This window comes from Yersinia alsatica (genome assembly GCF_025133195.1).
In the GTDB taxonomy this organism is placed as follows: Bacteria; Pseudomonadota; Gammaproteobacteria; order Enterobacterales; family Enterobacteriaceae; genus Yersinia; species Yersinia alsatica.
In genome coordinates this window covers 3759265-3781270 of the sequence record NZ_CP104006.1, presented here as the reverse complement: position 1 = coordinate 3781270, position 22006 = coordinate 3759265, and the positions used below count along the sequence as shown (strand labels likewise).

The window sequence follows — 22006 nt, the reverse complement described above, 5'->3', positions numbered from 1 at the left end:
AGAAAGCCGCTGAGTTTCTTAATATTAATAATTAAGATACGATTTCTATTAGGTTGCCATCCGGATCTTCGATGACAGCTTCATAATAGCCATCGCCGGTAAATCTCGGTGCTCCGACTAAAATTCCTTTTTCTTTGGCAATTAACGCCAGTTTATCTACTGCTTCTTGACTTCCTACTGAGATAGCCAGATGCGCCCAGCCGCACATATTATTGGTTTGTGGTTGTTTTTCGAGGCCCGGTTTTGTCATCAACTCAATAGTTGGCCCTTGGTCTAATTGAATAAAATAGGATTCAAAACCCGGGTTATTTGTACTGCTATATTTTTCATTCGCTATACCGCCGAAGAAATCTCGCCAGAAAATAGCCTGCTTTTCCAGATCAGAAGTCCATAACGCAATATGAGCAACTTTCATTCCTAAACCTCCGCTTGATGATACTGAATATAGTTAACAACAAGGCATTAGCGCTGCTACAGATATAAAATAAAAATATCGGGAAGGGGGTTTGGTATTTAATCCCTATGCCGCCATAATCATGGTTTTCCGCTATTTAGGATGTTAAGTACTTCTTGATGTAATGTCGGATTAGCACTGGCGACAATAGCCCCGCCTTTTTCCGCTCTTTTGCCATTGATCGTGGTCACCACACCACCGGCATGCTCAATAATAGGAATAAAGGCAACAATATCGTAGGGTTGCAGTGAATATTCGACACATATATCAATATTACCCGCAGCTAACATTGCCATGGCATAGCACTCCCCGCCATACCGAGTCATCAGTACTTTCTTCTGAAGTAAATCAAAATTATTACCCTGATACAGGTTTACCGATTCTGGCGATGTGGTATGGAGGATTGCCTGTTCCAGTGGAATATTTCTTCTGGTTGCCATGCGAGTGTCACCCAGTCGCCCTGAAAACCGAGAGATTTGGCCATCAGACCAGAATTTATCGCCGGTATAAGGTTGGCTCATCATTCCCATGACTGCTTTGCCATTGTGCAATAATCCAATCAAACATCCCCAGACCGGCAGTCCACAGAGAAATGGCCGCGTGCCGTCAATGGGGTCGATTACCCATTGGTACTCAGACTCACCTGTGCGGCCAAACTCCTCGCCCATGATGGCGTGGTCAGGGTAGCGCTCGCTAATAATGCCTCTGAGTAATAGCTCGGTTTCACGATCGACATTGGTCACCGGATCAAAACGAAATCCCTCTTTAACTTTGGTATCAATATCAATCAGCTTTGGACTTAAATAACTTTGCAGCGTTCTGGTTGCGGCAATATCAGCGAGTTCATGCAAAAAGTCTGCATTGGGCAAGGAAGCACTCATGTGAAATCCTTCAGAGGTCGATAATCGGACAGTAATTATGCTTTTTTGTGCTCGATCGTGCAATGTTTGAGGCGAGATCTAATGATTGCTAGCTATAACCAATTGATTAAATGTTAATTTAAGGTTTTTGAGAATTTTTTCGGCACTTTTTGTCGACAGAATTATCATCATATTGCACAATGATGCAATATCGAGCATGGCTTGACCATTTGTCGAATCTTCTGGTCATCATGCCTCTGGTAACGGTAGTAGAACATTAACCTAACCATGTTCACGGTGACAGAATGATAAAGCTAATTATCACAGACCTTGATGGCACTTTCCTGAATAGTCAGGGAGACTATGATAGAGAATTATTTGCCAACGTCAGAATGCTGATGGCCGAAAAAGGCGTTCAGTTTGCAGCCTGCACAGGGAAGCAGTGTGAAAGAGTTGAAGAGTTATTTGGCGAATTCAGCCGAGATATCTGGATTGTGGGTGATAGCGCCACCCGGATTAAATATAACGGTGAATATATATTTCAGTCTTTGATCTGCAATGAGCTAGGTCTGCGCATTATTAACCGGCTGCAAGAAATCAATCCGCACCATGTGGTCATCGCCTGCACCCCAGAAGGGGCGGTCATCTCTGCCAGTGTTCCCACGCGACTGAAAGATAAAATCAGGAATTCTTATACTAATCTTACGCAGGTTGAGGATCTGGGTTCCCTGCAAAGTGATTTCGTCAAAATCACCGTCTATGATGAAGAAGGCAATTGTCCTGAGACACGTTTGGGCTTAGTTCCTTTTGACAATGATGTTTACATCGTTGTATCGGAAGCTTCCTGGATCGACATTGCGGATTATGGCGTGCATAAAGGAACGACGGTACAGAAACTTCAAGAACTTCTGCAAGTTGGCCCGCATGAAACCATGGCCTTTGGTGATGGTTATAACGATATCGAATTGTTGGCCGAAGCGGAGTATAGCTTTGCTATGCGAAATGCATTTGAAGAGACAAAAGCTGCTGCCAATTACATTACGGGGACAAATGACGAGAGTGCGGTGCAAAAAACCATTTGCAGATTGATATCACTGCAATCCTAATCGGACTCGGTAGCAAGAGCTATTTCGTCAGTAAATTTGTGTTCAAGAAGGCAGAATTAAGCATGCCTTCTTGAAGCATGATGGCAACGAAATACAACGGCTTATTCCGCAAATTCAATATGCATGCTGACACCGGAGAAATTCTGAATCTTCGCCCCTTTGATCACCACCGCAATATCAATATCTTCACAAGTCGCGACTTTATATCTTGCCACCTGTGAGATTTTGTCTTCTGTGGCTGCGGCGATGACTTCATTACTTTGCGCCAGCACTTCTTTTTTAAAGCAGGCATCTTCATAGTAAACCGCACTCAGCCCGGCTTGAGGGTCAAGCCCACAGACGCCAATAAATGTCTGATCGAAAACCATGCCCCGGATTTGGTTAACCGGTTCTGAGCCAAGTGTACTACCTGTTAGTGCATTGACCTTCCCGCCAAGCAGGATCAGCTCACCTTTTGTTCGCCCACAAGCCGCCGCCGCAATTTGCGGGGAGTTTGTGACGATAGTCAGTTCCAGGTCATCAGGGATGAACTCCACCATGGCCAGGTAGGTAGAACCCGCATCAATGAAAAGGCACGTATCTGGTCTTATCAACTGGGCACACTTTTGCGCCAGTTGTGATTTCTCGTGCACGTTTTGTGACATGCGAGTATCGAAACTGGCCGACTGTTTTAGTTGACTGACAGCCCCGCCATAGACTTTTTTACATAAGCCTTTTCTGGCCAGTTCCTGCAAATCCCGACGTATGGTGTGTTCCGAAACGCCAAGTTTGCGAGCCGCATCCGCGCAGACAACCCGACCTGTTTCAGTCAGCATCTGATGGATAATAGACTGCCGCTGTTCGGGGAAGACATCATAATCGCTCACATCGAGTCCTTAAATAATCATAAAGTATCGGAATCAAGCTAAATCGTGCGACTAGCGAGCGCGCTATTGGAAGCTTGTAGTACATTGTTATCTGTTTGTGCTTGGGTAATATGATGGCTTAAAACTAGAGATGAGGCCAGTGATGTTGCTATCCTAAAAGAATGACTTAACACAATTGCGTCACTTGATTGGGTAAAGTAGCAATCTATCACTTGCCGCAGCTTTTTGCGGAAAGGTGCAGAAACGCTCATTAAAGCAGAACTCTTCACATCATCATCTAGGTGACGTTAGGCCAAAATTAATCGAAGATATCGCTCTCGCTGTAAGGAGTGATTATTCCTACAGTTAGGGCGGTAATCCAGAAACTGGGCTACTCCCGCTCTGAAAGTTAGCTTGGTGGTAGAGGCGGACGTTATACTAATCAATGATGAGGTGATCAGACTGGATCGTACGTTTAGCCAGTTTCTTTTGCAGAATTATAATGATAATTGGGAACCCTGATGCGGAAATTGCACATACCGCCAGCAACATGTTCACATCAAGTGGTGCCATGCCATGATCAGGTAATAGAAAAGCGGACAGGAAAAATGCAACGGTTGTAATCAGATACATTATTGATGTCTGTAATGAAGAGAATCCCGCTCGTTGACTATCATCAGGAAACTGAATCGTAACCGCCGAAGATGAAACCAAACGACTGTAAGATGCACCGAGAAATAAAGTAATAAATAACGCCGCATGCTGATAGCCCAGCATTGGTATTAGCAAACTCAGTATAAAAACTATGGTTGAACCTGTAGCCAGAATCAAAGCAGAAAAACGGGATGTTAACGCGCCTGTCATTTTTGTAGACAGGTACCCTGTAACACCCCCGCCGAAGAACAGCCAAGGCAACAGGTCTTGAGAAGCACCCAGTTGCTGTGTCATTAATGGTACCAGAATAGGAATGACCAGCATTGGACTAAACTGTACTAGCGCATTACCTGAAGCAAACAGTAAAGTATCCACATCGAGAGGCAGCGCGTGGAGTGAGGCGAAAGATATTGGGTCTTGAGGGATGATGGAGATAATCAGTGGCAATGACAACAAACACAAAGCACTGATTAACCACAAAGCGACATGCCAGCCATAATGTGTACACAAAAATAATATAGTGGGCATTCCTACAATACTTACCATCGAAAATGACGCAATCACGGTCGCCAATATTTTTCCGCGCAAGTTAGTCGGTGCGTAGTTTATCAATATACTGATCCCCACCCCCATTGTTGTACCTCCAACTAATCCTGCACTGAATCGTAATGTAAGCAGAAAACTAAAGCTGGAGGTAAATGTAGTCAACAGTGTCAGTAGGCCTAGTAGTGCCATATTGGCGATTAAGAAACGTTTCTTATTGAAACTACCAATCCAGTAAAAGGCGACAATTCCCGATATGACTGCCCCAGATGTGTACATACCGGAGACATAGCCTGAGAATGACACGGGAACTGCGAAATCCGCTGCCATATAAGCAAAAATTGGGTTGAACATCATATATTCCAGCGCATTAGTGAACTGGATAAAAGCCATTACAATGGCTATCCGTATGAGGGCTTTATGATTAAACGTTGTTATGACCAATGACATAGCAAGCGACCTATGGATGAAAGATATCCGAGTTTAACCGCTATCAATGCTGTTCATTAGATGGTAAAAATGGCACTTATTATTATCATTTATGGGATAGTTGATGCGTCCGGCTCTTGATTTTAATGCCCTGAAAGTGTTCATTGCTGTAGTTGAAAGAGAAAGTTTTGTTGGGGCATCGAAAGCCCTCGAAATGCCGACATCGAATGTGAGCCGTAGTATTTCTCAGTTAGAAGACAAACTGAACCTTCAGCTCATTGAGCGCAGCACCCGACATATGAAACTCACTCAGGCGGGGCACCTACTCTATACCCGAGCGAAGCCATTACTGGAGGCGCTTGAGCAAACTGAAACAGAATTAACATTGCGGCAAATGCAATTCAAGGGCCCATTACGTATCTGTATTCCCAATGAAATAGGTCCTGCATTGCTGGGTTCTGTGGTTGCCGATTTCGCCTGTCAGCACCCTGACTTGGAGATAAGCTGCGTCACAAATTTGTCTGGTTTTGAATCCCTGCGAGATGATCTGGATTTAGCTATCATTGTTAGCCGTGGTCAGATGGATGACAGTGACTACATAGCCCGTCATCTGGTGACTATCCCTTGCACCATCGTTGCAGCCCCCTCCATCATTCAGCGTTATGGCACCCCGTCTCGTATACAGCAATTTGAAGAATTACCCTGTATTACAACGGTAAGTGCACTTAAAGGTGCTCCCTGGCAGTTTGTTAATAAAAAGGGGGGATTCGAGACTATTAAGGTTAAAGGCCATTATCGGGTAAACAGCGGAGAGATGGCTGGACGAGCGGCGGTATCAGGTGTCGGTTTTGCCATTCTATCGAAACAAGCCTGCCAACCCTACCTTAACGATGGACGGTTAATCGAGATTGAGTTTGAACAATCGGTAGCCCCATTGCAACTGTTCGCACTTTATTCAGATCGGCGTTACTTGCCCGCTAAAACAAGAGCGCTCATTGATTTCATGCATCAGAAATTGAGTAATATATCCTTCGCACCAAAAGGCAGCATTGAATAGCCACAAAGAGTCCTGTTGGCGCAATGGGCATCTAAACACAGAACGTCCGCTTCACGCCCTGAGACATTCGACAAGCTTTTTATGGCTTCAGTAAGGGTGAGTGTCGCGCTTCGAGAGCCAGCAAATACTTCGCTTCATCGTACGGGGTTCTGGTCTTCCAGCAGCGGTAAATGATCCTTATCCATTTGAAGGCAAGAGCCCGGATTGCAGACTGGTGAGATTTTCCTTTTTCTCGCAGTCCCTGATAATACAGCTTGGCCCAGTATGATGAGATAACCGTCTTGGCAGCCCATTCAACAAAGGTCTGCCTGACGAACTTGGCACACTGCCATCGCCAGTGAACCCAGGATTTCTGGCCACTTCGTTCTGTCACCGGTGCAATACCTGCGTAGTTTTGAATTTCTTCAGCGCTGTTAAACCGGTCACGGTTATCACCAAGTGCAGCAAGCATCCGTGGGCCCATACACGGCCCCATGCCCGGAAGTGATTTGAACAGCCCCGCATCTGGCAATGTGTCAAACAGCGCTTCGATTCGTTCGTCATAGGTTTTGATGATTTCACTCACGACTTTAATTTGTGTCGCCAGTGCTGTTGCCATCAAAGCATTAGCCTCTATAACACTCGGGTCTGTCGTCAATGGGATCGCGTTATCAATACTCGCAACACGCTGCTCGGTAAGGGCTATTGCGCGGCCACCTTTGGCATTCAGAAAGTTGCGGATCGTGTCGCGCCTGGCTCGTTTCAGTTGTTGCAGACTGGGCCACCGGATAATCAGCTCACACAACAGTAAGCTACCCCGATGTGAGAACCACTCCAGTGGCTGAGGATAATACTGTTTAAGCGTGTTGATTATCCGGTTCACAAAACGGCGTTTATCTTCAACCAACTGACGACGTTGCTCAACCAGTTGCTGAAGTAAGCGAATATCCGCATTGTCGGGTTCAATAGCTTTTATCTTCTGGGGGTAACGCAGCATTAACTCTAATGCCAGCTCGGCATCCTGCGGATCATCTTTAGCGCCGCTGGGCGAGAAGGCTTGCCGGTAACGAGCCAGGGACAAAGCGTGGACGGGGAAAACGGTGATAAACGGATATTTCTGAAGAGCATACACCACGGGGCCTTTCTTCAACTCAACGGCGATAGCGATCCTGCCTTTTACCTTCTGGTGTAACTCGGTAAGCCAGACATCAAGCGCTTCTGCTGTATGTTCAATCACATGGAATACGCGTTCACCGTTTTTAAACTGAACACAGACATCGTGTTTTTTATCTGCCCAGTCCAGACCAACGTGCGCAGCAAATTGATTAGTCGCAGTCATCACCAACTCCTTTTCATCGGGGATTGGTATGCATTCCACGCTCTTCGAAAGAAATATAGCCAGCAGTTTATCTGCATGCCCTGAGTATTCGTTAGCGAACGTGGAGCACCTACTGGCTCGAAAGAAAAGCGGCGATCATCGCATGATTCTCGCTCAATATTCGTAACCAGTAAGCGCATACCCTGAATCACTTCAAAGTGTAATTCTCAGGGTGCGAATGACTATACTTCGCTCATAGCTGACCCTTCTGCCTTTCCTTCGGCGACTTGGTGCCATAGGCAGACGTTTCTAACCTCATGATGTATCAATAGTGTGGAGTAGAGTTATCCGCGTGAATAACGTTTGCCAGTTAAATAATTGTCACGTGCTGTCGATACTTCTTTTTCAAAACAAAGGCAACTGGGATGCATAGATGAACACTCTCTTACCGAAATATCTGGCGATTGTCAGTGCTACACTGTTACTCACGGCCTGCTGAAATGATGCTATCACTTCCAACCAACCCCATCGCGATCAACTGCAGCTGATCCACTCAGCTAAGGTTGTTTTCACGTATAGCCTTTAATCCGGCAAGAGAAAAAAGTTTAAAATGCGCTGTCAGCGCTTTCGTTTGCATCGCGACGATTTCCTGTACCGGTCCAGGTATACGATTACCCGCCACCATCAGCATCATGCACGGTGCAACTACACTCAGCATGCAGGGGAGCAGGCGGGGATCATCTTCTGAAAGTCCAGCGGCTTCACCGACGATCTGTCTTACCGACTGAATCTTTTTTGTGCCTTCAACATTAATAAAATCCGAGAGTTGCGCAGAAGGAGACAGCATCTCACGCGCAAACACTCTTCCGTGCCAGTCATCTGGGTTGCTCAGTTTTGCCAGAAACGTTTCTAAGAAAGTGCCTAATTTATCTTCTGCGGATAGCTCTGATGCAGCCAGTTGGGCAAGTTGATCTCCATCCAGGTAATGGTGATGAGCAAGCGTCAGAACAGCGAGATATAACCCGTCGCGACCACCAAAGTGATAGTTGATCGCGGCTAGGTCAACACTGGCTTTTTTGGCAATCTCTTTGTTGCTCGTTTGCGCGAATCCTTTTTCTGCGAGCGCCTTTGTGCCAAAAACAGAAGTTGGTGCTATCGTCATCTGGTTGAGGTAAGTGGTGCGTAAAGAGCAACATTGTAAGATTCATTGATTTGGTAAGTGAAACAATGGCGGGTAATCTACCCACCATACATGTACCTAGTTACTGAAAGATTTTGACTGTCCTTGCCAGCCTGTAGTACGCAGAAATTGCTCCCAGGTCAAAGTCTGGGGGTTAATTTTCCGGCTCCATAGCAAATCACGATTTTTATGGTAATAACCATATTCAAATGCGTATTCAGCCATGCCCACAATTTCTGCCGTTAAGCCATCCATGCCTGAGTATGACGGGAAATGGTGCAATAATTCCTGGAGGGTGATGGCTGGACGGTACTGCGCTTTTATCCCCGTCACACGAGTGAATGTTTCGACCATTTCTCGAGGCGAAAGAATTTCGCCAATAACCGGCAACGAACAACCTGCGTATTTATCTTGATTATCAAAAATTTCCAGCACTGCCGGGCCGGTTGCCGTCAGCGGGTCAACAAAAGGCGCACAGAAATCTTCGGGTAAATAGAGAGGGAAAATTAATGTGTCACCTTCCTGATACGGCGGATAATACTCCATTAAATTCGTATAAAAGAACCCCATATAAACAAACGAACTCTTGATTGGCAGCGTGCGAATATATTCCTCAATTTGTGCTTTATCCGTGAAATGTGGCACCCATTTTTTGCCTTTGGTAATTTTATCAACATTCTCAAGACTGGTAAAAACCAGATGCTGCACACCCGCTTCCACCGCAGCATCGGCAATCTCCTGTCCTAATTCTCTTTCGTGCGTTAGGGCGAGTGGCGCGTCTGGCGTGATACCTGGAGTCATCATAAATACCCCGTTAGCGCCTTTAAAAGCCTCAATGAACTCCGCTTTGTGGCCGAGTGAAAGGGGGACCTGAATCAGTTCAGCGCCCAAATTTATCAGTTCTTTCGCTTCCGGTGAGCTGACACGACGAGTTAATCCGCGAACACGATAACGATGGCTTTCCAGCAATGAGCGTACAACGCTGCGCCCTTGTTTGCTGAGTGCGCCGACCACGGTGATGAGAGGTTTGGTATTCACTTGCATAATTTTATTCCTGACCTTTTTGATATTGAGCTTGAATTATCAGAAGCGGTGAGGGATAAGTAAAATCGATTATTTTATATTTAGGAATCCACCATATGGATACCACAAAGCTTGATCTAAACCTGTTACTCACACTTGAAGCATTGCTTGCTGAACAAAATGTGACAAAAGCGGCAGTGCGATTGCATCTTAGCCAGCCTGCTGTCAGCGCCCAGCTAAATCGTCTGCGAGAAATGTTTGATGACCCATTATTGCTCCCTGCAAGGCGAGGAATGACGCCAACAGATAAAGCCCTTGAGCTGTTGATTCCGCTGCGCGAATCACTGGAGAAACTACGCCGCACGCTGTATTCACATCAGAATTTTTATCCTGAACGGGCCAACCTGACAGTGACTATTGCCTGCACTGACTACATCCAGGCTGCCGTGATCATGCCGCTGGTGCTTGCTCTGCGAAAAAAAGCGCCGGGAGTGCGTATCGCTGTCCGGCATCTCGATATGGCACAGTTAGACCAGCAGTTAGCTCGCAGCGAGGTGGATCTTGTTTTTGCTTCTCATGATTCCTTTCACACGCAGTTACGAACCCGCTACCTGTTTGATGAAAGTTATGTACTGATTGGACGACATGACCACCCTGCACTTAAAACTAATCTGTCACTGGAGGAATTTGTGAAACTGGAGCACGTCATCGTCTCACCCTCAGGGGGCAGTTTTACTACGCCGATTGACGACGCACTTAAAGCATTCGGGCATAAACGTAACGTGGTGATGTCGGCAGCTTCATTTTTATTTCTTCCTGAAATTGTTAAGAAAAGTGACCTTGTTGCGCTTATTCCCCGGCGTTTAGTGCAAGCACACTCGGGACTACTCAGTGTCACAGAACTACCTTGGCTTGCCGAACAATTTGATATTTGTCTGATCTGGCACGAACGCAGCCACAGTCACGCTGGGCATCGCTGGGTGAGAGAGTTGATCATTGAAATGAATAGCTGAGAAACGTCCGTTTTTCGCTCGAAGCAGCCCAATGTCAGCCGTCCTTTTAGCGTGAGCGGAAAAATTTTGTGCATCGAAGACCGCTTCACGCTCTTAGCCAACGGACAGAAACCACCAGAAGCAAAAAGCCCGCTTAAGTTTCCTTAAGCGGGCTTCTCTAATTTGGCTCCTCTGACTGGACTCGAACCAGTGACATACGGATTAACAGTCCGCCGTTCTACCGACTGAACTACAGAGGAATCGTGTGAACGAGGCGAATAATAACGGGGGTGCTGGTGTTTGTCAAAGTAGAAAAACACTAAAAATGCGCGTTTGCTGAGAGAATGAGCTTATTGGCTTGTTTTTCAGCAAACTTGTCTATTTTCCCGCGATTTATCCCACTGATTGTATACCCATTGACAGAAAGTTATTGGCTGAGCAGCAAAAGATTGCTGCGTGTTACGGTGTCACTTTCACTAACTGACTGTTTTTAACTTGATTCCCGGCATCGTCAAAGTAGACGTAATCCAGTGTCAGTTCGCCACTGAGTGATGTTGGCTGCTGTTCAAATTGATATTGGCGTTCTGAGAATGGAGAAACCATCATGTCCATTTGTTGGGCGATGGCATAGTTTTGCGGTGGATGGTTTTGTTGTCGGTTTTGTAGTTGAATTTGGCCGAATGAAACATGGTATGGCGAGGGATTTTTAGCGACGAGAACATATTTTTTATCTTGTTTGTGTAGGGTAAAACTCACTTTTTTCATCGCTTCCAATGGTTTTGGCGTCAGACCCGCAGGGCGATAGAAAATTTTCATCTGCGTATTCATCGCCATGGCAACTTGCGCATAGGCATCGTCATTGCGCCGCGATTTGGGTGGGATTTCATAAAGGTTAAGCCAATAGACCGACTCTCGGTCGGTGGGCAGATTGTCACCTTTATTGATGATCCGCAGCCCCTGAGCGGCTCCCGGTTGCATCTTAAATACCGCTGGTAATACCATAAAAGGGGCTTTGGCTTGATCCGGTGTGCTGTCGACATCACCATCATCAACCCAGGTTTGTACCACTACCGGGTAATCATTGGTATTCGCCAGCATCAGAGTGCGCTCCCTCGACTCAGGCTGATAAATCATCCGTGTTGCTCCGGCGACCAGACCGGCGATGGCCTGTTGATGGATGCTGAACATCAGTAACAATAGGCAAAGATATCTCATTGTATTTTCACCAGAACATAAGCAGTGGCATCCACCTTGCCAGCGGTAGGTGTGCCATTAGGCAGCTTTTTTAATGTAGCGGTGAAGTTGTGTGAATAGTTGTTGAAGCCCGCGGCACTGCTGCCTGTACCAGTAGCCCCGGTGAGCACAGGATACCAACCGGCACTGGCGGTGGAAGCACAATCCTTGACACACCCACCCCAGCCAACAAAGTTCATGGCACCTCCGCTGCTATCACTCAAGCTGATGCCGACGCCGGTGGCAATACGGCTGTCAGTCCCATAATGGTCAGAAAGTAAGTAGCTCACGCCGCCAGCAGAATTGACCAGCCCTAAACCTTGAGCTTTTAGGTATCCGGGTAATGAGGTTTGGATGCCGAGGGCGGTTTGTCCACTATTAACCCCTGATTCCGCACCTGCCTGGCATTCGATATCGACAGTGATATTGACGCTACGGGTTTGATTATCAATAAGTTCATTAACAGTGATAATCGGGAAAACGACATAGGGCGTGACATTGCGAACGACGCAGGTATTTTTACGCGTCAGGATGGAAACTGGCGAGGTATTCATGCCAAATGCCATATAGCGGCCTGTTCCCCAGGTTTGGTAATTGGTGGCGGAGTCATAGCCGGTTTCGGGCACGGGCATGCCGGGGCCTTTGAAAACCACATAGCCATTAGGTTGATTGCAGGTATAGCTGCCGGAGTAGTTATCAGCTGCCGGCCCAGGGCAGCCCCAAGTCGCAGGGCCAGGGGTGCGATCGACTGAGCCCACTTTTTTCAATTCGGCACGAATCTGGCTGAAGTGCTTGCCTTTAATCTGAATTTTATTGCCGGCGACGTCGTATTTCCGTAGCGGAACTTGCTGCCAAATACGGGTGAATTCGATACCTGAATCAACATGAATTAGTTTCAATGCGGTATAAGGAAAGAAAGTCTGAAAAAAGTTATCGCCCATATTGGTATAGCCGCCGACATTGCTGTCACCGTTCGTGGCGAAGACTTCGAATAAGCTGTCTTTATCAGCCAAGTCGCATTCATAGATGACGGCTTCAGGATCTGACCAGAAGCGGGCAGGGACCAAACTAATCATGCTGGAGGCCAGAATTGAATCAACCGGCTGAATGTAATCGCTAGTTATATTGATATTGCCCAGTTGCAATGAGGCACCATAGTTATCACCACCAATATTGGCACCTTTCCAAACACATTGTGCATAGCTGGGTAAAGCAATAGCGAGCAATCCGAGGGATAAAAATAGTTGTAATCCTCGCCAGAGCAGGGGCCGGCGAGGGGATAGATTAGCGCTGTGCTGAGTAATCGAATTCATACTTTTTCTCTGATTCAATGCTGGGTAACGACACACAAGGCATCGAGTTTATAGAGCTCTCTATCGTTATTGGGCTTGCCTAAATCGTAATCCAAATGGCAACGTTCGTTGGCCGCATCCCCCCAAACTAAAAGAAGGGTGCCGCGCGGTTTTTCAGCGCGTAAATATGCCTGGCTGGCTTGGCCGACCATACCAACCTCACGATTTTGGTGACTATCACCACTCTCGTTATCCGCTTTGCTTTCGGGGTTATAAACCAAGGTTCCCATCGGCAGTTGGCTGCCATCAGCCAGTTTGACGCTAATTAATAGCGGATATCCGCTAAGGGTTCTAAAGGTCACTTTCACCGCAGAGCCAGCATAGGGGGCAATTTGCCGCTCACCATCTTGAAGCTCGGTATTGAAATCCATGCCATCAGGATCGAGGGTAATGGTGTTGTAGCGGTAAGGGGTCAGCGTCGGCACCAAGGCATAACCATTGCCGTCAATCTTCGCCCCTTGTCCATACATCACTTTGGCACCACTGGCCCCTTTGGCTTCTACCAGCGCAAAAGTATCACTCAGGTATGGGCCTAATGTGGCGCCGCCACTATGAAATGCGACCGAGCCACGAGCACTGGCTGAACCTTGCCAGTAACCCGGGCTGCGCGATGCACTGCCACTCAGACTGGTCGTTGGTAGCCGTTTTTGCAGGCTGCCACTAAAGGTGTTTTCTTTGGTTTGCTCACTGCGCGCAAAATCCATGCTGTAGCTGGCAGACTGGTCATCGCCCATCACGCCGGATAACGAGGTCTGATAGCTAGCCCCACTGACTTTGCTATTGACAGCACCAGCGGAGACATAAGGTGCCTGCGGGCTCCCTCCCAGCGGGAATGAAATGGACATCTGCACCACGGTTTCATTGGTGGCGAACATATTTGCCCCGTTTGCTGCGGGCATACCACTGCCGGGGTCGACAAAGTAAGTTTCATTTATGCCCCCGGTTTTTTGCTGTGATACCGCCAAATTGAAACTGGTGTTATGCCATAGCGTATTGGCATAACCCAGTTGCAACTGAGTGTCACGTTTGCGGTCATTACGGTAGTCTTGCGAAGAGGCAGTTAAATACAGCGACCCATAGCTGTTGAAGTTCTGATTAAGGGATATTTCAGCGCGACTGCGTTGTTTATAGGTGCCGGAGTTCCACGCTTTGCCATTGCTGGCTGCCCGTATACCTAAAACATCACTTAAATCACGGTAACCTTCGGTTGAATAACGATAACCGGCTACAGATAACGTGGTATTGGTGGTTTCAAATGTGCGGCTAAACGAGGCGCGCGCCATCCAGCCACTTTGTTGCTCATCGTCGGGTAAACGGGCATTGGAGTAAGTGGCATCCAGACCTAAAGCGCCAATATAGTGGGTGAATACCCCACCGAGCATCGCAGCCTGATAGCCGGATGCCAGACGCAAACCGCTATTTGCGGTAATGGCGTTGCTGATCCCTCGTTGATAGGTCAGCTCGCTGAATACCTCGTGGCTCCCCAGATCGCGCACCTGTCCCGCTGCAAAGCTATAGCGAGAATAGCCGGGGCGTAATGATTCAGGGACTGAGGAAAATGGCACCTGAAAAGTACTTAAACTGCCGTCTGCTTCCTGAATTTCTACGGTTAAATCACCACCAAAATTGGTGGCAGACAGGTCATTAAACTCAAAAGGGCCGGGTGAGACGGTGCTTTGGTAAATTGACCGGTTATTTTGATATACCGTAACTTTGGCATTGGTTCTGGCAATACCCCGGACCACGGGAGCATAACCGCGTTGCGATTCCGGCAGCATGCGGTCATCGGTGGACAATGCCACACCGCTAAAGCCTAAGCTTGAAAAAAACTGGCCGGAGCTGAATGTCTCACCGACCGTAACTTCACTGCCAATCGTCGGCAGAGCACGTTGACTGTACAGCCGATTAGAGGTCCAGTTTGCGCCTCGGGTATCGTCGTAGCGCAGAGAACCCTGCTGACGAAAGCGCCACATGCCGGCATTGATGCCATTGTTCAAGCTCAGATAACTTGAGTTGGTTGTGCGTTTAATGCCATCTTTGTTATAGCCGACATGATATTGGTTCAGATTGTAATTACTAAAACCAATAGTCTCTCCCGCGGTGAGGTTGCGTGGGTCGACATAGCCGCGCGGCAGATTTTTAACAAACAGTTGCGGGATCGACAAATCAAAACGTAGCTTGGCATAATCGAAGCGGTAATCACTGGCGGGGAGCAGTGCTTTAAAATCCAGACAGTTATCGTCGTGATCGACTTTTTCCAGCGCATCTTCTCTAACACCGGCCTGCAACAGTTGCGAAACCGATAAGCAGGGAACAACCGCATCATTTTTTACGATAAACAGCAGTTCGACGCGATCGACAAACTTGTTGTTCATAAAGAGATCAACTTGGTATTTACCGGCTTCATAACTGTCTTTTTTATTAAAGCGGGAGATAGAACCTAAGCCGAGTGATGAACCACGTAATAACGCATCCTCAAACACATATTCGTCTTGATTGCTCTCATCCGCCGCCGACACGATATGGCTGACTAATAGGCCGTGGGTCAGGAGACAGAGAAAACCAGGAGAAAACCTCACTGGTTATCCCTGTGTCTGGGCACACTTTGGCTTATCATCGCGGTAACATTACAACGAATAATTGAAGGAGATATTGGTGCCATAGTCATTAACCACATTCAGTGTCAACAGCTCACCTTTCTTGGCTTTAACACCCGCGGGTAAGGCCAAATCAGTCGTTGAATTGGGGGCAAACATTTCGCTGGTCGCAAATGAAATGGTCTTCCCATCACTCAATAACTTGGCATCACGTAGACTGATATAGTAACTGGTAGGGTTATGAATTTTGATTTTATCGCCATTAACACTATCAAGTGTGACGTGGATTTTTTCACCCAATGTATCGACATTTTCTTTTAATGCGGCGGGGCGATAAAAGACTTTCAGCCGATTATTGACGATCAGAACCAGTTTGTTTTCAGATTGCGTGTCAGCTTTTTTTAATGCGGGGATCTGTAGGAAATTCAGATAGAAAACGGACTCCCTATCTTTGGGTAAATTTTTCTCAATATAGGATAAACGCACTACCTGCCCACTGTTTGCTTCCATGCGAAATATCTGCGGCGTCAATGTGAAAGGGACATCGCTTTTTGATGGCGAAGACTGATTATTGCCATCATCCATCCATAATTGAACCAGGTTAGGGTGGTCGTCTTTATTACTCAGTTGCAGTACTTTTTCCCTGGTGCCTTCAGAATAAATGATACGAGTCCCTGTCATGACAACACTGGCTTTCGCCCATATGGGTACGCCGCTAAGGAGCAGCAACGAGCAGGCGATAATTTTGTGGGCAGTCAGTGTCATAGCGCTTACATATCCTTGGTTTTTCTGGTTTGTATCGGCTCCGTTACCGGGTGGCCAACGTATTCATGAAACTGTTCGAATTTCACGAATAGTCAGGGATAAGTGATCGCATACTGAGCTGAAGCAATAACGCTCCCCGCTGTCGCGCGACCTTCTTCCGTAATATATTGCGCTGCCAGATCCTGAGAGGCTGATGTCGCGCCCGCGGCCAGCGTAATGCCCGGCACGGCAACACTGCTCCCAGACATGCGAATTGGCGCGCCGTTAGTATCAAGCAACTGAATTGCAACGTTTTGTGCTGTGCCTACATTGCCCAGATTACCCGCAGACGTCACATTCATCCCTTGAAAAACCGAGCTGATTTTGGTGTCTTGGATGGCAATGTTGCAACCGGTGAGATTGATGGTGAAATTGGTTTTACCGGCGACCGAATTGACTTGATTCAGGTTACTGGTAGAGACGGTTGGTAATAAAACCACAGGTGTGTTGGCTGTGCCATTGATATCAACCATGCAAGTCTGTTCAGCCACTTCTCCCTGAAACTTGATAGTATTATTTGAGGTCGCTGCCAACACCACACCCGGTAGGGTAAGTAGTACCAGCGCCATTAGAGTTTTTCCCATGTAATTCCCACTTAAATTTATGATTTATATTTTTGCAAACGAAGATCATAAGCATTCAACAAAATGAGCGATCATTAAGCCAAATATGATCATCCGTTATTTATATTGACTATCTGGTTTCAGGACGGGGGTAGTGTAAGGGGAAATAGAAAAGGACAGAATGAGAGGCGTCTTTATTTTATGACTGAAATTTCCCACAAAAGATGTAGGAACTTATCCTGTAAAAATAAGGTGGAATTATAAAATCTTTTTATTTCAATTGGTTGTTGTGTATTTGGTTGGCTAATTATGTTTTTGTTGTCAAAAATAAATATTGAGAAATTAAGGGGGGAACTCGCCAGAATATCTGACGAGCTTTCTGTGACCCTATTTTTTTAATTTCTAATCTACAGAGGGCGAGCCTATTTCTGAACGAGCGGCAATTAATTTTACTAATAATTGGTTAGTCTCAGTTAACAATGCCAGATAATCGACGCCGTGTGCAATAGCGGCATGTCTATTCTGTTTATGCAGCAGAGATTCAAATTTAACGCCGCTTTCCACCAGTACTTGGGCATCAATAAGTTGCACGCCACCTTTAATCCGGTGTACCAGACTGGCCATCTCTTGATAAGTCTCTGCGGCAATGGCATTGCCTTCATCGGTGGTGAGGCGCGCATATAGCTGTGTCAGCGTGGCAGTATCTTGCACATTACTTTCTAGTAAGGATTGCAATAACTGTAACTCGACTTCAGCACTGCCTCCAGATAGTGACTTCAGCTTAAGCTGTGCGGCAATAAAGGAAGGAGATTGCCCACTTTCTGTATTGTTTGACGCCAGCTCTTGCGGAACAGCCGTGTCTGGCGGATTAACGTCGTGATCTTCCTGATGATAAACCACAGCAACATGACTGCCGATAATTTCTTGTCGCAGCAGCGTGCTACGCAATGTATCGATAGTCACGGGTTTAACCATGCAATCATTCATTCCCGCCTCACTGAAACGGTTGGCACTTTCTTCCCGTGCATCTGCGGTACAGCCAATGATTATCATGTCTTTCATCACCGGGCTATTGCGGATATGGGCGGCCAATTCGTAGCCATTCATCAACGGCATATTGTAATCTGTGATGACCGCGTCAAAACTATAGTGCTGCAATATTTGCCAGGCTTCCGCGCCGTTTTCCGCACTCATAACCTGCTCGATACCAATAAAAGCCAGCTGCTGTTGAAGCAACTGACGGTTGGCCGGTAGGTCATCCACAACTAGAATACGTAAGTTTTTCAGCTGATTAAGTTGTGTTTCATCGGCATGTATAATGCTTGAATCTTGTGGCAAATCATCAGCAGTGGCAATCTCAAGCGGCAAAGTGATAAACAAGCTGGTCCCTTTGCCAAGCTGACTTTCTAATGTAATCTGCCCACCCATTTTATGAATCAATTGATGGCAAATCCACAAGCCCAATCCTGAGCCACCGAAGCGCGGAGACTTGCCCTCATTAGCCTGACTGAATGGCTGGAATAGGGTGGCTTGTGCTGCCGGGGAAATACCAATGCCGGTATCGGTAATATCAATATTCATGATACCCCGCTTTTCATCTATCGGTTCCCATGTGACATCCACCGAAACACCGCCTTGCTCGGTAAATTTCAGGGCATTGCCCAGCAGATTACCCATCACCTGGCGTATCCGTAGCATATCGGCCATCAGCAACTCAGGAATGTGGTCATCCATCCAGCCGGTGAATCTTAGTCTGCGCTCGTCGGCGATAGGCTGATAAATGGTGAACATCCGCTCCATTTCCTGACGGAAATCGACAACAGCGGGGTGAACACTTAATTGACCCGCTTCAATTTTGGCGGAATCGATAATGTCATCAAGCAACAGCATTAAAGACTGAGCAGTCTTGGAAACGGTGACTAGCGTATTTTTATCAACCGGTTGCTCGTTGCGAATTTCAAGCTCAAGTAAACCCATAATGGCATACATTGGTGTCCGCAGTTCATGGCTGATAGTCGCCAGGAATGTGCTCTTGGTGCGGTTGGCACTTTCTGCTTCAACCCGTGCAGCTTCCAATTCCCGCTCAACGGTTTTGCGTTGACTGATGTCCAGCCAGCCGCCGAGCAGGCTGCGATCAGCATTATTTAAAGGAATAATCCACAGGAAGATATCACGCAACTCACCATTGATCTCGAGGGATAAGTCGACCATTTGTGGCTTTCTATCCAGCAATACATAGCGACAGTATTTATCTATCTCGCGATCCAGCGGACTGGTCATTGGCCAGTTAGCTTGCTCAATATTCTGATTAAGTATGTCGTTCAGTTTATCTTGATGCGCATCGGCAAAGTGGCTGTTATAAACTGCCAGTTCACCATTCTTAGTACGAATAAATACCGCGAATGGCAAGGCATTAATGATCAACTCTTGTTGCTGTAAACGGGTGTGCAATAACTTGGCCTGACGGCGTTTGTTAAATACCAGATAACAAAGGTATAAACCGAAGACGAGTAATAGTCCTGAGCTTATTTTTAACGCCAACATCAGCCATTCATTTTCTGATGATCTGTCATCAAAGCTGACAGGGTTGGGTTTAAATGTGCTCCACTCGCTAATTAGATTGTCTAACTCTTCTGGCGGGATAGATTCAATCACTTTATCAATAATGGCTTTTAATTCTGGCAGGCGCGGGCTAATGCCAAATGCCATCATCAGCGGCTCTTCACCGGCCACTGCCACAGTTTTAATATTCGGTGTGAAGTTCTGAGCTGACAGATAGTTAGCGGTCATCATATTTTTGATGATGGCGTCAACTTTCCCTTGTTGCAGCCAGCGCACCAAGGTCATGGTATCCGGGGCTTCAGTAAAAGTAATTTTTTGGGCCAAAAGTGGATTGCCAATTAGCCCACTGGACGAGCTGCCTGCTTGTATACCTACCCGTTTTCCTGCCAGATCGGCCACGTTATTAATATCAACGCGATCTCCGCGAGTCAGGATGCCCCACAAGGATTGGGCGACAGGGGAAGAGTAAAGGTTATTACCATATTGACCATTACGTACCGCCACAATTGGCAGCATATCAATTTTCCCGGCAATAAAATCACGCAGGGCTTCACCGGTGTCTTTGGTATAAATCGGTTTAAATTTAATGCCAGTTCGGCGTGAAATAATATCGATAAGGTCGACGGAAAAACCCGCCATCTCACCGGTTTGGCGATCACGGAAAATTAATGGTGCCAAATCAAGTGGGGCAACATAGCTGACGACCGGATGACTCTGAATCCAATTCACTTCTTGGTCTGTAAGAAGTAATTTGGCATCAATATTATAATGGTGCTTGCTGCCAAACCAGCGCTGTTGAATATCACCGGTAGCGCGGGTTGGTAATAATTCTAGAATCTGATTAATGTAATCAATGAGTTTTTGATTTTTTGCCAACGCCAAGAAGGTATAGGGCGCTGGATGATAAGGGGCAAAATTGCGAATTTGCAGTGTCAGCAGCTGCAACTGGTCAATCAAATAGTTGGCTGAGGTGGCATTGGCTACAAATACATCGGCATTACCATAAGCGACAGCCAGTAACCCTTGTAATTGGTTAGGGTAAGCAACAATCTTATCGGCGTGATAATTAAATAAAAACTCAGGGGAGAGTGGCTCATTATTAACGATAGCCACGGTTTCTGGGTGTGTACGTTTGGTTGGGTCCCAATTTTTACTGCGCACTTCAACATGGCGGTTAGTAAAGAAAGCATGGGAAGCAATTAGCCCCGGTTGTGCGGGCATTGGCGTACCAGCCATTAAATCAATCTGGCCGTTTTCTAATGCATTTAATACCAAGCCATAATCACAATAACCAAACATTTGAAATGAGATTTGGCTGGCATCGCTAATAATCTTTAAGTAATCCGCCACAATCCCTTCAATGGAATTATCATCGCGGTTAACGACAAAAGGTGTATTAGCATCAATGACCACACCCACTTTCACGGTTCGCCGGCTTGATTGGCGAGTGTCAGTGGAGGGGGTAAGTAATAAGTCTTCACTGTAACTATTGGCGATACTGTGTAATGTCAACGGCTGCCCAGTATCACATCCCTGGCGACCTGTTATCAGGGCGGCATTAAGCTGCCCGCTAAGCAATAGCAAACAGCACAGTAAAATGCGTAAAGAAAACCAACTACGTAAAGATAACTCCGTACGCCATAAATCAGATTTGGTTGAACTACACCAAATTATGGGTATGTGCATAGTCTGCCAGTTCAATTACGGAGCTTAGTCCTAATTTGGTTAGGATTCGCGTTTTATAGGTACTGACTGTTTTGTTACTGATAAACATTTCGTCGGCGATCTGTTTATTAGACAAGCCATTAACCAAATAACGCAAAACATTTATTTCCCGTTCTGACAACAGACGAGCCCGATTGACAGGATCATGGCTTGAAGGTTGGCCCGCTAATTGGGTCAACGTTTCAGATGGGAAGAAAGAATACCCACGTAATACGTTTTGTGCGGCAAAAAGAATTTCACTAATATCTTTATTTTTACTAATGAAGCCGTTAGCGCCAGCCTGTAATGCTCGTACAGCAAAGACTTGCTCATTCTTCGCTGACAAGAATAATGATTTACCAGTGAATCCACGTTGTTGCAGTTTTTTCAGCAATGAGAAACCATCAAAATTAGGCAACTCAATATCGATAATAACTAAATCAACAGGATTATTCTTTAATGTTTCTAAGGCTTCACTGCCATCAACTGACTCATAAATAGTTGAAAATTCGTTGCTTTGCGACAGCAATGCACGAATGGCAACACGAATTGCCGGGTGGTCATCAACTATCATCACTGATTTTGTCATGTTATCTCCGTAAACCGTTATATCTTGGGATTCGCAGAGTTTATTCACTGCTCCTCGCTCGCACCGATCGACTTCAAATGATTACCCAAGATGAGATAAACAAGAACCGTTACTGCCGATGCCCAAAGTACTATTTCGGTGATTTTAATCTCTAATTATAGA

Annotated in this window: 17 protein-coding genes and 1 tRNA gene; 3 read left to right on the top strand and 15 right to left on the bottom strand. The window is 46.3% G+C overall.

The window, feature by feature from the left end:
- Nucleotides 1–31 precede the first annotated feature (31 nt).
- The gene (locus N0H69_RS16875; protein WP_050106763.1) at nucleotides 32–415 is read right to left on the bottom strand and encodes a VOC family protein; all 384 of its coding nucleotides are present in this window, start codon (nucleotides 413–415) and stop codon (nucleotides 32–34) included.
- A gap of 119 nt (nucleotides 416–534) precedes the next feature.
- Entirely contained in the window at nucleotides 535–1335 is an 801-nt protein-coding gene (locus N0H69_RS16870) for an inositol monophosphatase family protein (RefSeq protein WP_050151345.1), read from the bottom strand.
- A gap of 284 nt (nucleotides 1336–1619) precedes the next feature.
- On the opposite strand from N0H69_RS16870, the gene N0H69_RS16865 reads away from it, so the two are divergent.
- On the top strand, nucleotides 1620–2420 hold the full coding sequence (locus N0H69_RS16865) for an HAD-IIB family hydrolase (protein ID WP_050151344.1): 801 nt from the start codon (nucleotides 1620–1622) through the stop codon (nucleotides 2418–2420).
- 101 nt (nucleotides 2421–2521) lie between these two features.
- On the opposite strand, the gene N0H69_RS16860 is transcribed toward N0H69_RS16865, so the two are convergent.
- Together N0H69_RS16860 and N0H69_RS16855 are read right to left on the bottom strand one after the other, a co-directional pair.
- Nucleotides 2522–3286, bottom strand: a complete 765-nt coding sequence (locus tag N0H69_RS16860) for a DeoR/GlpR family DNA-binding transcription regulator (protein ID WP_080987039.1) — start codon at nucleotides 3284–3286, stop codon at nucleotides 2522–2524.
- Nucleotides 3287–3703: 417 nt separating this feature from the next.
- Entirely contained in the window at nucleotides 3704–4912 is a 1209-nt protein-coding gene (locus N0H69_RS16855) for an MFS transporter (protein ID WP_050151343.1), read from the bottom strand.
- 103 nt (nucleotides 4913–5015) lie between these two features.
- On the opposite strand from N0H69_RS16855, the gene N0H69_RS16850 reads away from it, so the two are divergent.
- Complete coding sequence (locus N0H69_RS16850) at nucleotides 5016–5948, top strand: LysR family transcriptional regulator (RefSeq protein WP_050151342.1); 933 nt, start codon at nucleotides 5016–5018, stop codon at nucleotides 5946–5948.
- Between the two features lie 79 nt (nucleotides 5949–6027).
- Here the strand turns inward: N0H69_RS16850 and N0H69_RS16845 are convergent, their stop codons facing one another.
- The 3 genes from N0H69_RS16845 to N0H69_RS16830 form a co-directional block, all read right to left on the bottom strand.
- Entirely contained in the window at nucleotides 6028–7266 is a 1239-nt protein-coding gene (locus N0H69_RS16845) for an IS110 family RNA-guided transposase (protein ID WP_050151341.1), read from the bottom strand.
- A 532-nt stretch (nucleotides 7267–7798) separates the two neighbouring features.
- Nucleotides 7799–8407 (bottom strand): TetR/AcrR family transcriptional regulator, encoded by a 609-nt coding sequence (locus N0H69_RS22205; protein WP_050151340.1) that lies wholly within the window; start codon nucleotides 8405–8407, stop codon nucleotides 7799–7801.
- 96 nt (nucleotides 8408–8503) lie between these two features.
- Complete coding sequence (locus N0H69_RS16830) at nucleotides 8504–9469, bottom strand: NmrA/HSCARG family protein (protein ID WP_050121855.1); 966 nt, start codon at nucleotides 9467–9469, stop codon at nucleotides 8504–8506.
- A 95-nt stretch (nucleotides 9470–9564) separates the two neighbouring features.
- Here N0H69_RS16830 and N0H69_RS16825 point away from each other — a divergent pair, with 95 nt between their 5' ends.
- Nucleotides 9565–10461: a LysR family transcriptional regulator gene (locus tag N0H69_RS16825; protein WP_050151339.1), complete on the top strand. Its 897-nt coding sequence runs from the start codon at nucleotides 9565–9567 to the stop codon at nucleotides 10459–10461.
- Between the two features lie 163 nt (nucleotides 10462–10624).
- Here N0H69_RS16825 and N0H69_RS16820 read toward each other — a convergent pair.
- The 8 genes from N0H69_RS16820 to N0H69_RS16785 all read right to left on the bottom strand — a co-directional run bounded on the left by N0H69_RS16820 (nucleotide 10625) and on the right by N0H69_RS16785 (nucleotide 21844).
- A tRNA-Asn gene (locus tag N0H69_RS16820) sits at nucleotides 10625–10700 on the bottom strand.
- Nucleotides 10701–10899: 199 nt separating this feature from the next.
- Nucleotides 10900–11655, bottom strand: a complete 756-nt coding sequence (locus tag N0H69_RS16815; protein WP_050121858.1) for a fimbrial biogenesis chaperone — start codon at nucleotides 11653–11655, stop codon at nucleotides 10900–10902.
- The gene (locus N0H69_RS16810; protein ID WP_050151338.1) at nucleotides 11652–12986 is read right to left on the bottom strand and encodes a fimbrial protein; all 1335 of its coding nucleotides are present in this window, start codon (nucleotides 12984–12986) and stop codon (nucleotides 11652–11654) included. Before N0H69_RS16810 ends, N0H69_RS16815 begins: the two co-directional genes overlap by 4 nt.
- Nucleotides 12987–13000: 14 nt before the next feature.
- The gene (locus N0H69_RS16805) at nucleotides 13001–15604 is read right to left on the bottom strand and encodes a fimbria/pilus outer membrane usher protein (RefSeq protein ID WP_050151337.1); all 2604 of its coding nucleotides are present in this window, start codon (nucleotides 15602–15604) and stop codon (nucleotides 13001–13003) included.
- A 48-nt stretch (nucleotides 15605–15652) separates the two neighbouring features.
- Nucleotides 15653–16387 carry a fimbrial biogenesis chaperone gene (locus N0H69_RS16800; protein WP_050121863.1) on the bottom strand — a complete coding sequence of 245 codons (735 nt, stop codon included), beginning with the start codon at nucleotides 16385–16387 and terminating at the stop codon, nucleotides 15653–15655.
- Between the two features lie 92 nt (nucleotides 16388–16479).
- Nucleotides 16480–17010 (bottom strand): fimbrial protein, encoded by a 531-nt coding sequence (locus tag N0H69_RS16795; protein WP_050151336.1) that lies wholly within the window; start codon nucleotides 17008–17010, stop codon nucleotides 16480–16482.
- 381 nt (nucleotides 17011–17391) lie between these two features.
- Nucleotides 17392–21237, bottom strand: coding sequence for a response regulator (locus N0H69_RS16790; protein WP_072077534.1), 3846 nt, complete (start codon nucleotides 21235–21237; stop codon nucleotides 17392–17394).
- Nucleotides 21212–21844, bottom strand: coding sequence for a response regulator transcription factor (locus tag N0H69_RS16785; protein WP_004391176.1), 633 nt, complete (start codon nucleotides 21842–21844; stop codon nucleotides 21212–21214). The genes N0H69_RS16790 and N0H69_RS16785 overlap by 26 nt, the downstream gene beginning before the upstream one ends.
- Between the last annotated feature and the right edge of the window lie 162 nt (nucleotides 21845–22006).